The sequence below is a fragment of the Limnovirga soli genome (assembly GCF_013106755.1).
Classification (GTDB): domain Bacteria; phylum Bacteroidota; class Bacteroidia; order Chitinophagales; family Chitinophagaceae; genus Limnovirga; species Limnovirga soli.
Genome location: NZ_WHPF01000006.1, coordinates 242,397 through 255,340 on the forward strand (window position 1 = coordinate 242,397; position 12,944 = coordinate 255,340).

Consider the following 12,944-nt stretch of genomic DNA (forward strand, 5'->3'; position numbering starts at 1 on the left):
GGTTCTGTTCATTATTCAGCAGGTATACATTTTATTTTTCCATCATCATTCCAATCAGCCTGCTATCCCGGTTGTACACATCTTTTCTGAAATTCAATTGCCCTTTTCTGTCTACCCAGGCCGTAAAATAGGCAATAAAAACGGGCATGGTTTGGGTAAGGGTTACATATTTTTCCTTACCACTATTCATGGCGGCTACTATCTTATCGGTATTCCAGCTACTATCATTGCTCAATAAATATTCAGCTAATTTTTGCGGTTGGGCCAGGCGAATGCATCCATGGCTAAATGCCCGGTTGGTTTCTCCAAACAAAGATTTGGAAGGGGTATCATGTAAATAAATATCAAAACTGTTTGGAAATAAAAACTTCACCAATCCCAATGAATTATTGACACCGGGCTTTTGCCTCACCCCATTGCCATTCCATTCCATATTATGATTTGCGAGGTAGTTAGGATTGCGTTTAATTCCCGGTAATACTTCCTTTTTAAGAATACTTCCAGGCACATTCCAATAAGGGCTAAACACAATGTATTTTATGTTTCCATTAAAAATAACTGTTTTATTTGTGGCAGTTCCTACTACCACATTCATACTCCATAGCAAGCTGTCATTAGCAATTACATGCAATTTGTATTCTGGAATGTTTATCAATAAATAATCTCCTTTCAATGCAACGGGCACCCAACGGCTACGCTCCATATTTATCATCAGTTGCTGTATCCGCTTCTCAACGGATACTTTTAGCTCTGCTAACATGGCTGGGCCAATCACTGCATCCTGTTGTTCACCCATTCTTCCCTGAAAATGTAAAACACCGGTTGCTAAGGCAGTATCAAAAATATTACTACCATTATCATTTTTTAAATCTCCGGTTAAAAACAACTCTTTTCGTATGGCAACAATGGCCACACTCGTGTCACCGGTTTTATATACTTTCTTGTCGACAACTATTACCGGAAAGCCCCCCTTAGCCTCAATAGCTTTGTACTTAGCCAGGGCAGATTTTAACAGGTTATATTGGCGGTAAACCGGAGCGTTGGTTAACAGTGTTTCATCTTTTAATAAACTATCCAGCAACTGTCCGTATGCAACCTTTTTTCTGGGTAAATACCAATTTAACTCATTGGTAGTTTTCTCATCCAATCCACCCCAAACATTTTTAGCATACATAAAATATTGGGCAGTAAGCATCAGTTCATTGGTTATTAATGGCTGGTTGGTGCTATCTAAGCCTTCATTTTGCATAAGACCTGTAAATGCATCTTTATATAAAACGGTATCTGGCAATCCCTCCAATGATAGATTAAGTAGCCTGTTATACAGGTTTTGAGATTGTTCTAATAAACCATTGTTATCGTACCAGGCAAAAGAATAATTACGATCAGTGTAAAAACGGGATACTTCCTTTTTATAAGGCAACATCAGGGGAAATTGCAAAAAGAACTGTTGCACTGCGGTACTATCAAAATGCAGGTTGGTAATTTTACTAAAGTTGCCCGGGATGCTAATATCTATATTATGGTTACGGGGTAAACTATCTTTGTCCTGTATTGCAGATTGGCTATTTATATAATTACAGTTCTGTGTGCAACATGCAATAAACAGTAGAATAAGCGGCACAAGAATGCTGGTTAAATTTTTCAAGTTTTCTTTTAAAGATAAACGTAACCAGGCACAAAAAAAAGACCTCTTTAAAAGAGGCCTCTTTAGTTTAAATTAAGTTGGGTTAACCTGCAAAAATACTCACTCAAAAGCTGAGCATGTTACAAGGTTTATTACAGATATGATTCAAGATATTTCTTCCTTGAGAATCTCTGTGTAGTTTTCATGTTTCTTTGGATGTTCCATAAATCAGCTGCACTGAATACAGATTTTTCATCAACATTAATAGCTACTGTTTCTTTTACTTCAGATACCAATTCACTTAATTCTGCTCCATCTAAAATAATAATGGGTTCTTTAACATTGCTTTTCATCGTGTCTAATTTTAATCTTAAAAATCTTTATCAGGCAAGCGTTACGATGAAGTAACATAGTCGTTAGGGGCTGTTAAACAGCTGAATTTACTGAGTTTGATTATTCTCTGGTTTAGCGCTGCAAAGATAAGAAGGATATTATATTACTTAATGAATAAAATGTTAATATAACAGTACTTATACAATTTAAGGCAATGGTTTTAGGATAAAAACATTGTAAATATCACAATCATTGTCCACAGCTTTCCCTGCAACAACACCCATTTTACACAGTTGCTATTAATACCATTCTAAATAAAATGTAACCCTATCCGGGGCAAAAATTTGTAAAAGGGTAAACAGGTATATTACGTAAAACGCCAAATAACAATAACGTAAACACAAAAAATAGTATAAACTGCTTTTTATAAACTATAGAGCCAATTTGCCTTTTTTGAAAATAATTTATACATACAAGAATATACAGATAAACAACAAATGGTATGGAAATGACCACTATAAAATTTTGCTGCAGGGCGAGCAAAAAATTGCCATGTAATAAGGATAAAAATGCACGTTGTGCTCCACAACCCGGACAATAAAACCCTGTAATCTGGTGAAAAGTACAAGCAGGAAAAAACTGTTGATATGTAGGATAAAAGAAGTAATACAATACCCATAAAAAAACAAATACTACTAAAATAAGTAAAGGCTCATTGTGCTTTTTCGTATTAGTCGATGCTGGGTCTTTTACCATTATAAATAGAATAGCATAAATATAAATCTTTATAAAGAACATAAAAAAACTCCGGGAAATTAACCCGGAGTTTTAATCTATTGTGTTGTTTAATAAGCTCTTGCAAATAAAACCCTTTGTGTTGAAGGATTACCCGTTAGTATACAAGTGCCTTCTTCCTGTGGATTATCTAATGGAATACACCGGATAGTAGCTTTTGACAACTCTTTAATCTTCTCCTCTGTTTCGCCTGTGCCATCCCAATGGGCTGATACAAAACCAGCTTTTCCATCCAGTATGGCCATAAATTCTTCCCAAGAATCTGCTTTGGTAATATGGTCTTGCTGGAACTTTTTGGCCTTATTGTAAATACTTACCTGAATATCGTCCAGTAAATCCTTAATATAACTGCTTAAGCCTTCTACCGGCACAGTCATTTTCTCTTTTGTATCCCTGCGGGCTACTTCTACCAGATTTTTCTCCAAATCTCTTGCTCCAATGGCAACACGCACCGGAACGCCTTTCATCTCATATTCAGCAAATTTCCAGCCTGGCCTGGCATGTTCTGAGTTATCATACTTAACCGAAATACCCATTGCCCTTAACTCTTTAGCCAATACATTGGCTTTTTCTGATATCATGGCTAATTGCTCATCGCCCTTATAAATGGGTACAATTACCACTTGCAAAGGAGCTACCTTAGGCGGTAATACCAAACCATCATCATCACTGTGTGCCATTACCAATGCACCTATTAAGCGGGTGCTAGCGCCCCAGCTGGTAGCCCAAACATATTCCAGTTTGTTTTCTTTATCACTAAACTTTACATCAAATGCTTTGGCAAAATTTTGACCAAGAAAATGCGATGTGCCCGCCTGCAAAGCTTTACCATCCTGCATTAATGCTTCAATACAGTAGGTGTCTACCGCACCTGCAAAACGTTCATTGGCCGATTTTACTCCCCGTACAACGGGCATTGCCATATAATTTTCGGCAAAGTTGGCATAGATATCAAGCATTTGTCTGGTTTCGGCAATAGCTTCATCGGCAGTAGCATGGGCGGTATGGCCTTCCTGCCAAAGAAATTCAGCCGTACGCAGGAATAAACGGGTACGCATTTCCCAGCGAACCACATTGGCCCATTGGTTAATTAGTAATGGTAAATCGCGGTAAGATTGTATCCATGTTTTAAAAGTGCTCCAAATAATGGTTTCTGAAGTGGGACGTACAATTAATTCCTCCTCCAGTTTGGCATCGGGGTCTACCACTACGCCACCTCCATTGGGGTCATTCATCAGACGGTAATGGGTTACTACCGCACACTCTTTGGCAAAACCTTCTACGTGCGCAGCCTCTTTACTTAAAAAACTCTTGGGTATAAATAAGGGAAAATAAGCATTTACGTGCCCTGTATCCTTAAACATTTTATCCAATGTATCACGCATTATTTCCCATAAAGCAAAACCATGTGGCTTAATTACCATACAGCCTCGAACAGCTGTATAGTCTGCCAAACCAGATTTAAGCACTATATCATTGTACCATTGAGAATAATCCTGCTCCCTTGATGTTATTTCTTTTGCCATATTTTATGTTTCAACTAATAATGTTAATCTGCTGCATTTTTGGTGCAGTACAAGTGTGCGACGCAAGTAAAGCTGCTACATGTTGAACTGCCTGGCTAATAAAAGGAAAGAAACCCCAACAATCGTTAGTTTTAGAGTAACCTTAACAAGTAGCCATTTTTTTGTTGTTCGTACCAACGTAACTTTATTGCAACAAAGTTGCGCTGTTAAAGCGGAGCAAAAGTAATAACTTCACACTATAAACATTAAAACCATTTGTATGAAAAATATTATTATGGCTGTAACCATACTGGCAATAGCAGGCAGCAGTTGCTCTAGTGCGTACAAAGCCACTCGTACACCGGATGATGTTTATTATTCACCCGCCCCTGCTGCCAAACCTGGTGAGGATGACAGGTATGATGATTATACCAGCAGCAACGATGAAAATTATTTGCGCATGAAAGTTCGCAACCGCTACCAATGGGATGGCTTGGATGATTATAGTTACTGGAACGATAGCCGATATGATTTTGGGTATGGCTGCACCCCTTCCCGCTCAGTTTTATTAAACCCTTATAACCCTTATTGGGCAGGCAATTTTATGGGCTATTATTATACGCCATGGGGTAATTTTTACAGTCCGTTTTATACCATTGTGTATTATAAAAACCCAAGGGTATATTATGGCAATACCAGCAAAACAAACCTAACGGCCTACCGTAACCGCAATTATAATAACAATAATTTTGGCAATTTACTTAAGCAGGCTTTTAACAGCAGTAATAATACTACCAATAACAACAATAACAGTTTAAATCCTACCAGAAGCTTTAGCTCAGGTTCAACACAAAGTAATAGTGCCGGTGGCCGCAGTGGTGGTTATAATAGCAGTGGCAGCAGCAGCGGCAGCACCAGGGCTCCCCGTGGTGGTGGTAAATAATTAATTGCATTTGTATACCATATTTTTTTGCATAGCAGCAGTATAAACTGCATAGCTAATGGCATATCCAAATAAGAATGTATGAAGAAATTGCTTGCCCTTTGTATCGTTTTACATAGTATGATTTTTATGGTAAAAGCACAGGTGCCCGATGATGCTTTGCGCACTGCCTGGTTTATACCCGGCGGTACGGCACGTAATCAGGCAATTGGTGGTGCCATGGGCTCCTTAGGTGGCGATATTACCGCCAATAATGTAAACCCAGCCGGTATTGGCTTGTACAAAACAAAAGAATTGGTATTATCCCCTGGTTTTATGTTAAATAACAATAAATACAATTACAGAGGCACCAATAATAACCTGAATAAAAATGCATTTGCTTATGGCGCTAGCGGTATTATCCTGGGTTCACCAAGCCCCTACCGGGGCAGCTGGACCAGCTCTGCATTTTCTGTTTCTATAAATCAGCTGGCCAGTTATAATAACCATATTAGTTATAAGGGTTTAAACAATACCAGTTCTTATTCTGAACAATATCTTGAGGAATTAATACGCGATGGTGCCAGCCCCATTGCTGCAGAACAGAATTATATTTTTGGCTCTTCTCTGGCTTACAGAACCTATTTGGTAGATACTGTAAATGCCAATGGCCAATTAATTGGTTATAAAAGTCTGGTGCCATTAGGTACCGGTATTACCCAACAGGTAGATGCTACTACCAGGGGCGGTTATCATGAACTTTCTTTTGCTTTTGCAGGTAATTTGCAGGATAAACTTTATTTGGGTACCAGCATTAATATACCAATTATAAGCTATACCCGTAACCTAACTTATACCGAAACCGATGCCACAGATAACCCTGATAACAATTTTGAATCCTCGGTTTTTAATGAGTATACCAGTTCTAATGGGTTTGGGTTAAATGTAAAAATGGGCATCATTTATAAGCCTACCAATAATTTCAGGTTGGGTTTTGCATTTCATACCCCTTCTTTTATTGGGTTTAGGGATAAAATACGCGCCGATATGACCACCAATACCGAGGCCTATGCCGGTATTGTTAGCGAAAGCAGCGATAACCTTAACAGTGGCGATCCCGGACAACGGGACTATTCACAAATTACTCCCTGGCGGGTAATGGGCAGTGCCAGTTTTGTTTTGCACGAAGTAGCCGATACCCGCCTGCAACGTGGTTTTATTACTGCCGATCTTGAATATGTAAATTATAAAGGGGCCCGTTTTTCGGCTTCTAATACCGAGGACCCAATTGCCAATAATTATTATACTTCTTTGAATAACCTGGTGAAAGAATATTATAAAGGCGCCGTAAATGTGCGACTGGGCGGCGAACTAAAATTCGATCCTATTGCCGTAAGGCTGGGCGCTTCTTATTATGGCAGCCCTTATAGTGATAAGGCGCTAAAAGCCAGTCGCTTAATGCTTGCCGGTGGTCTTGGCTATCGTAACCATGGCTTTATATTAGACCTAACCTATTCCCACAGCATAAATAAAGATGTAAACTTTCCCTACCGCTTAAACGATAAGCCAAACACATTTGCCAGCTGGAATAATAACCGGGGTAATGTGATACTAACGCTTGGCTTTAAAATTTAGTTTTAGGTAGCCGGCTGTAGTAACACAGTGCAGCTTTACTTGTGTCACTCACTTGTACGGTTTGATACTTTGGGCAGCAGTTTAAACCCAATTATTTACTTGTAATTGAATCTATTGCTTTAATTGTATTAGTATAATTATGCTGCAGCATAACCAATGGCTGCTGGGCTGGCTTATTTTGTTGCTGATATTTTTCAATAAGTGGCAAGGTTACTATCAGTTTTAAAACAGTATGCAAGTCAGTAAGAGTATTTTCTTTTGCATCTAAGTCCTCCATTAAAACAGAAAGGTCATTTGAATGCTGTTCAAATGCCTGTTTACTTTTTTGCAGCAATAATTTTATTTTTTGTTTTAATAAAGAATCAGTTATGGTAGAATCCATCCATTTGGCGGTGCTGTAATAATCATCATTTTTGGCAAAGAAATCGGTGTACAATGCCAACGTATCTCTTTTAATCCTTCTTGTATCGCTTATTTGCTTTTCCAACGCCGAAAGTGATGCCGATTTTTTTACCTCCTCATCATACAAAGCATTAATTATATTGCCATCACTTCTTTTGGAAAAAATAAGTTCCCCGCTACTTTGATTATTGGGTTGCAAAGCTTCGGGTATAGCATTTTTATCGGGTGGTGGCTGGTGCATATTGCAGGAAACGCAAACTAATAAAACACCTAACGGCAATGTCATTTTCATATAAAATATTTATGCTGAAAATTATTGCTTTTTAAAAATGACAGTTTGTTAATATTTATACATCATATGCTACAATTTACCGGTACGGCCTGCTTCGACTTAGCTGGACCCAGAACTACATAATTTATTGAACATAGCCTTGGATTATATGCTTTTGACATATATTTATATGCTATTCACATATAATTATTTGTGAATGACTAAATATTTAATGTTACAGACTAAAAATTATATGTGTAAGACTAAAACTTTTACGTTAATGACGTAAACCTATATGTGAATGACTAATAATTATATGTCATTCACATATAATTATATGCTACAAACATATAATTTTGGGGGAAATATACCATCATGCTTTCCGGAAAAAAATACCTTGAGGCCGATAAGCAAGCCTACCCACATGTGGGCAATATGCTTCAGCAATTTTTAGTGACCAATAAACTTTCAAAAGCGGCAGTTGCCAAAAAGCTACAGGTTACCGCACCGGTTGTAAGTGCCTATTTAAAAAACCGGTCTATGCAGGTGGGGGTATTATGGAATGTGTCCTTAGCAGTTGAACATAATTTTATGGCCGATTTGGCAGATGCGTTCCCCGCAACATTGAATGGCGGTCTTAACACAAGTTGGAAACAACAACTTGCTGCCAAAGACCAACGCATTGCAGAACTGGAAAAAGAACTGGCTATTTATAAAAGCATTGTTATTTCAAGAAATGGATAACCTTATTTGCTAGAACCCCCTATTGGCGATTATCCCGCAATTCCAATATTCACCCACTGCTGCCATACACCCCGAACGATGAACGGATTGCGACGCAAGCGGCGATGCCATGGTTGTTGTAGCTGGTATTACACTGCTATTTAAATGCCTGCATGGCCTTGGCAAGCATGGGATCGGTTTGGTTGCTTACCTCGTAATAACCCTCTGCACGCCATATTTGCCGGGCCATTAAGGTGGGCATTTTTTGCAATAATTCTGACTTGGCTAAGGCTGACAAATGGCTTAGGTTAATGGTATCTTTTGTAGCAAAACTGTTTAATTGCTGCCATTCATTCTCGCCGGGTTTAAATGCTTCAGATAGCTGTTTGGGGGTTTTTACGCCGGTAAAGGCGCTTTTGTTTTGCATATAATACTGGTATATAAAATTGTTGAGCGTATTTTTTATATACAGTTGCAGTATTTCTTTTGGTTGCGAGGTAGTGTCAAAAGGCACAAAAACATCAGGGGTTATACCGCCGCCGCCATACACTGTTTTGCCGCCCTTTGTTTTAAAGGCAGGCCCCTTGGGTAATGCTGTATCGCCATGTACCACTTCCCCATCGTGAAAGCGTTGCATTAACTCGTCTTCGTAATTTTCAAGTCCCTTGTTATAAGGTTTTTGAATATTGCGGCCAATGGGTGTATAGTAACGGGCAATGGTTAGCCTTAGGGCACCGCCATCGCTTAAGGGGTATTGCTGTTGTACCAGTCCCTTACCAAAAGTGCGCCGACCAATGATGGTAGCCCTGTCCCAATCCTGCAGGGCACCGCTTAAAATTTCGCTGGCGCTGGCACTGGTTTCGTCAACCAATACCACCAGTTTGCCGGTTTCAAAAACACCTTCTTTGCTGCAACGGTATTCTATTTTGGGTGCTTTATTGCCCTGGGTGTATACAATCATTTTATCGTTATCTAAAAACTCGTCGGCAATATTTACGGCCTGTTGCAACACGCCGCCGCCATTGCCCCTTAAATCAAGCACTAACTGCAGTAAACCGCTGCCCTGTAGCTTTTCCATGGCGGCCATAAACTCGGGGTAAGTGGTTTCAGAGAATTTGTTGATATGTATAAAACCGGTAACCGAATCCATCATATAAGCCGCATCAACTGAGGGAAGTGGAATAATACCCCTGTCAATCTTTATGCGCTGTTGCTTATTATTTCTTAAAACGGTAACACTTACATTGCTGCCACCTGGGCCTCGCAATAGTTTTTTAATATCATCAGGCATAATATGTTTACCGGCAACGGAGGCAGTATCGTTTACTTTTATCAGTTTATCGCCCACCTGCACACCGGCTTTAAAAGAGGGGCCATCGGGTATTACATTTACTATATTTACTGTATCGTCAAAAATTTGAAACTCAACGCCAATGCCCATAAAATTGCCCTGCATATCTTCATTTACTTCCTGTATTTCTACAGGTGGAATATAAATGGAGTGTGGGTCTAAATGCGCCAGCATGGTATTAATGGCGGTTTCTTTAAGGCTGTCTACTGATACGGAATCAACATATCTGTTTTCAATAAGGGTAAGCACTTCCTGTAGCGAATTATTGCGGGTATTAGACATAAAACCCTCTCCGCCGCTGGTATCTTCTTTTAACTGATAACCCAATGCCATTCCAATAGCCAGTACCACTGCAAACAATAAAGGCAACCAAACCTGTAATTTTTTATTCACCATAATACATTACTTAATAAACGTAAAACACGAATATCTGCAATAAAGTTGAAGCCGTAAAAATACAAATGGCAATGGTATCCAAAATGTTATAAACGGACGATTAATACATAATTATGGGCCCGTCAGGCGGAACAGGAATGAAGCTTTACTTGCGTCGCACTCTTGTACGTTCAAAGCTTTATTGGGCTGTTAGCTGTTAGCCTTTAGCTCTTAGCCAACAGCCGATACCTATTATACAGCACAAGTGTGCGACGCAAGTACAGTTAAGGTAAATTCCTGCAGACTGGCCAATAATATACCCTTTTAAACAAAAAAGCAGTAAAAGAACCAGGGCCCTTTTACTGCTTAGGTATGTATTTGGCTTTTTAGAATTTTATATTAACCGTTGCCATAAAGTTGGTACCTGCCATAGGATAATAATAATTATCGTTTATTAGCTGGCCACCATAATAATAAGGGTAGGTATAGCCATTAGGCGCATACATTTTGTTAAACAGGTTGTTTACCTGCACAATAAAATCCCACTGTTTAAAAACGATATTTTTTAGTGAGTATACGCACCTGATATCCTGCACCAGATAGCTGTTTAACTGGCGGGCACTGTTTTGGGTATTATCCATATACTGGCGGCCAACATATTTACCCATAACACTAATTTCTGCATTTTTACAAGGGGTTATATTTAAGGCAGCGCCACCAATAACAGCCGGTGCAAACGCTATATTGGTATTGGAATGGGCAACAGTTTTTTGTATATAGTCTTCATCATAATTATCTATATACTCGTTAAAAGCTTTTATTTTATTACTGCTAAGCGTAAGGTTGGCGGTAGCGTTAATCCATTTGGCAAATACCACACCGCCCTGTAACTCAATACCAGTGCGGTAGCTGCTGGGCACATTAATACGGGTATAACTTCCTACATCGTTTATTTTACCGGTTAATACCAGCTGGTTATTATAATTCATAAAATAAAAGGTAGCTGCCCAGTTATAAGTGGCTGTTTTTTTATCTATACCCAATTCCACATCGTGCAGGGTTTCAAATTTGGGTTGCTCTGATAAGGCTGCCTGAAAATCATCGCGGTTGGGTTCGCGGTGGGCCAACGCATAACTCGCATATAAATGCCAGCCATTTTTATAATAACTAATACCTGCTTTGGGGTTAAAAAAGTTAAAGCTGCGTTTTATGGCAAGATCGGCATTACCCTCAAAACCCTGCATATCATGCACTACCCGCCTGTATTGTAAATCGCCAAAAACATTCCATTGTGTGGATAGCTGGCGCAGCCATTTGGCATAGAAATTCACATCCGTTTTGGTAGCCGGGTAGCGATAATATTCATAGTCTTTTGGTATACCTGCATTTGCCCAAATAATCTGGCCATAATGTTTGCCCTCATACGTACTCCAGCTGCCGCCAAAAGTAATTTCATCCACAAGGTGCTTGTATTGCAAGGAAAATGTTTGTCCGTAAAAATAATTACTTAGCCATCTTTGCCTAACCAAATCGGTGGCGGTGAGTGTATCATTATTAATTACGTAATTACCCAGTCCATATTTGGCAAAATCCTGTTCAGCTTTGTACTCTTCGTAATACCCCTTACCTCGGGTAAGAAAGCTAGCTATATTTAGTTTAAGCCGGTTATTAAGTACCTGGTTAAAGAAAAGCTGGTAATGATCCTGCTGATAATTATCTGTTTGGTTATTATAAGGTTCACCGGCTTTTTCGGTTCCTGCTGCATTATAGGTTCTGTTGGTAGTTAACAAAGCTTCGGGCAAACCATACCAGGATTGATATGTTTTCTCTTTCCCCGAAAAAACATTCAGCCTGATGGAAGTGTTTTTACTGGTATAGGCTGGTGAAAAATAAAAAGAATGCAGGTTGCTGGCAGCACGGTCTACATAACCATCACTGGTAATGCGGCTTACCCTTGCATCGATGGTAAAATGGTTGTTTAACAAGCCGCTACCTACTTTGATGGTATTTTTAAACGTGTTAAATGAGCCAGCACCATTATTGCTTTCGGCATAAGGTAGTTCATTAAACTCATTGGTACTCATGTTAATGGTAGCCCCAAATGCGCCTGAGCCATTGGTAGAAGTACCCACGCCGCGTTGCACCTGAATAGAATTTACTGAGGAAGCAAAATCGGGCAAATCAACAAAATAGGTGGAATGACTTTCGGCATCATTATAAGGAATGCCGTTTAGGGTTACATTAATACGGGTAGCATCGGTACCACGTATTCGTATTCCTGTATAACCAATACCATTGCCCGCATCTGAATTAACTACCACCGAAGGAGTTTGGTTTAACAGAAATGGAATATCCTGGCCTGTATTTAGTTTGGCGAGCTGTTGTTTGGTGATATCGGTTTTAGTAAATGGCGCTTTATCCGATGCCCTGATAGATTTTACTTCCAGCGGCTCTAACAAAAAGGGAGAAGCCGATAACACCAGTTGAAAATTAGTATTGGCCGTGGCGGTAAAAGATTGTTCTTTAGCCGCAAGTCCAATATATTGTACCTGTACAATACAATTGGCGCCAGTAAGAATATTGGTAAATTCAAAATGCCCATCCTTGCCAGTGGCAATGGAGTTTTGTTTTTTACCATTCACCTGTAAGGTAACGGTAGCGCCATCCAGCGGTTGTTGTTGTTCATTTAAAACGGTACCCGTAATGGTTACCTGTGCAAAAACGGTTGCAGCCATAAGTATGGCAGCCATTGTTCCCAAAAGCTTTTTCATTTGCTTGATTTTTTGTTCAATAAATAAAATGGGAACAGGAATAAATGCTAGTGGATAGGAATCATATAAAGATGATGCACCTTCCCTTCGCAGGCATTACCCTGTTCAGGTTCTACGGGTGTGATCTCAGCCTTGTACCTGGTACAAAGCACCCCGGGATAACTACAAAAGAAATGGCATTTTGCTCAATTTACTTGCTACAGTACAAGTGTGCGACGCAAGGGAAGCAATATA

Annotated in this window: 10 protein-coding genes and 1 riboswitch; of the genes, 3 read left to right on the forward strand and 7 right to left on the reverse strand. The window is 39.4% G+C overall.

Annotated elements, in window-relative coordinates; translation table 11 throughout:
- Positions 1-31: 31 nt before the first annotated feature.
- The 4 genes from GD597_RS10015 to proS all read right to left on the reverse strand — a co-directional run bounded on the left by GD597_RS10015 (position 32) and on the right by proS (position 4,281).
- The gene (locus tag GD597_RS10015; RefSeq protein WP_171607710.1) at positions 32-1,648 is read right to left on the reverse strand and encodes a L,D-transpeptidase family protein; all 1,617 of its coding nucleotides are present in this window, start codon (positions 1,646-1,648) and stop codon (positions 32-34) included.
- Positions 1,649-1,779: 131 nt separating this feature from the next.
- Positions 1,780-1,980 carry a hypothetical protein gene (locus GD597_RS10020; protein WP_171607711.1) on the reverse strand — a complete coding sequence of 67 codons (201 nt, stop codon included), beginning with the start codon at positions 1,978-1,980 and terminating at the stop codon, positions 1,780-1,782.
- Positions 1,981-2,287: 307 nt separating this feature from the next.
- Positions 2,288-2,758, reverse strand: coding sequence for a DUF2752 domain-containing protein (locus GD597_RS22200; protein WP_171607712.1), 471 nt, complete (start codon positions 2,756-2,758; stop codon positions 2,288-2,290).
- A gap of 47 nt (positions 2,759-2,805) precedes the next feature.
- Positions 2,806-4,281, reverse strand: coding sequence for a proline--tRNA ligase (proS, locus tag GD597_RS10030; RefSeq protein WP_171607713.1), 1,476 nt, complete (start codon positions 4,279-4,281; stop codon positions 2,806-2,808).
- 259 nt (positions 4,282-4,540) lie between these two features.
- Here proS and GD597_RS10035 point away from each other — a divergent pair, with 259 nt between their 5' ends.
- Positions 4,541-5,203, forward strand: a complete 663-nt coding sequence (locus GD597_RS10035; protein WP_171607714.1) for a hypothetical protein — start codon at positions 4,541-4,543, stop codon at positions 5,201-5,203.
- 81 nt (positions 5,204-5,284) lie between these two features.
- On the forward strand, positions 5,285-6,817 hold the full coding sequence (locus GD597_RS10040; RefSeq protein WP_171607715.1) for an OmpP1/FadL family transporter: 1,533 nt from the start codon (positions 5,285-5,287) through the stop codon (positions 6,815-6,817).
- A 91-nt stretch (positions 6,818-6,908) separates the two neighbouring features.
- Here the strand turns inward: GD597_RS10040 and GD597_RS10045 are convergent, their stop codons facing one another.
- Positions 6,909-7,511, reverse strand: coding sequence for a hypothetical protein (locus GD597_RS10045; RefSeq protein ID WP_171607716.1), 603 nt, complete (start codon positions 7,509-7,511; stop codon positions 6,909-6,911).
- Between the two features lie 354 nt (positions 7,512-7,865).
- On the opposite strand from GD597_RS10045, the gene GD597_RS10050 reads away from it, so the two are divergent.
- Positions 7,866-8,234, forward strand: a complete 369-nt coding sequence (locus GD597_RS10050; protein WP_171607717.1) for a hypothetical protein — start codon at positions 7,866-7,868, stop codon at positions 8,232-8,234.
- A gap of 136 nt (positions 8,235-8,370) precedes the next feature.
- On the opposite strand, the gene GD597_RS10055 is transcribed toward GD597_RS10050, so the two are convergent.
- Entirely contained in the window at positions 8,371-9,960 is a 1,590-nt protein-coding gene (locus GD597_RS10055; protein WP_171607718.1) for a S41 family peptidase, read from the reverse strand.
- 365 nt (positions 9,961-10,325) lie between these two features.
- Positions 10,326-12,710 (reverse strand): TonB-dependent receptor, encoded by a 2,385-nt coding sequence (locus tag GD597_RS10060; RefSeq protein ID WP_171607719.1) that lies wholly within the window; start codon positions 12,708-12,710, stop codon positions 10,326-10,328.
- A gap of 65 nt (positions 12,711-12,775) precedes the next feature.
- Positions 12,776-12,876, reverse strand: a riboswitch (TPP riboswitch).
- Between the last annotated feature and the right edge of the window lie 68 nt (positions 12,877-12,944).

Excerpts from the sequence above, each read along its gene's own strand:
- GD597_RS10020 (WP_171607711.1), bottom strand. The coding sequence starts at position 1,980 with ATGAAAAGCAATGTTAAAGAACCCATTATTATTTTAGATGGAGCAGAA.
- GD597_RS22200 (WP_171607712.1), bottom strand. The coding sequence starts at position 2,758 with ATGTTCTTTATAAAGATTTATATTTATGCTATTCTATTTATAATGGTA.
- proS (WP_171607713.1), bottom strand. The coding sequence starts at position 4,281 with ATGGCAAAAGAAATAACATCAAGGGAGCAGGATTATTCTCAATGGTAC.
- GD597_RS10035 (WP_171607714.1), top strand. The coding sequence starts at position 4,541 with ATGAAAAATATTATTATGGCTGTAACCATACTGGCAATAGCAGGCAGC.
- GD597_RS10040 (WP_171607715.1), top strand. The coding sequence starts at position 5,285 with ATGAAGAAATTGCTTGCCCTTTGTATCGTTTTACATAGTATGATTTTT.
- GD597_RS10045 (WP_171607716.1), bottom strand. The coding sequence starts at position 7,511 with ATGAAAATGACATTGCCGTTAGGTGTTTTATTAGTTTGCGTTTCCTGC.
- GD597_RS10050 (WP_171607717.1), top strand. The coding sequence starts at position 7,866 with ATGCTTTCCGGAAAAAAATACCTTGAGGCCGATAAGCAAGCCTACCCA.
- GD597_RS10055 (WP_171607718.1), bottom strand. The coding sequence starts at position 9,960 with ATGGTGAATAAAAAATTACAGGTTTGGTTGCCTTTATTGTTTGCAGTG.
- GD597_RS10060 (WP_171607719.1), bottom strand. The coding sequence starts at position 12,710 with ATGAAAAAGCTTTTGGGAACAATGGCTGCCATACTTATGGCTGCAACC.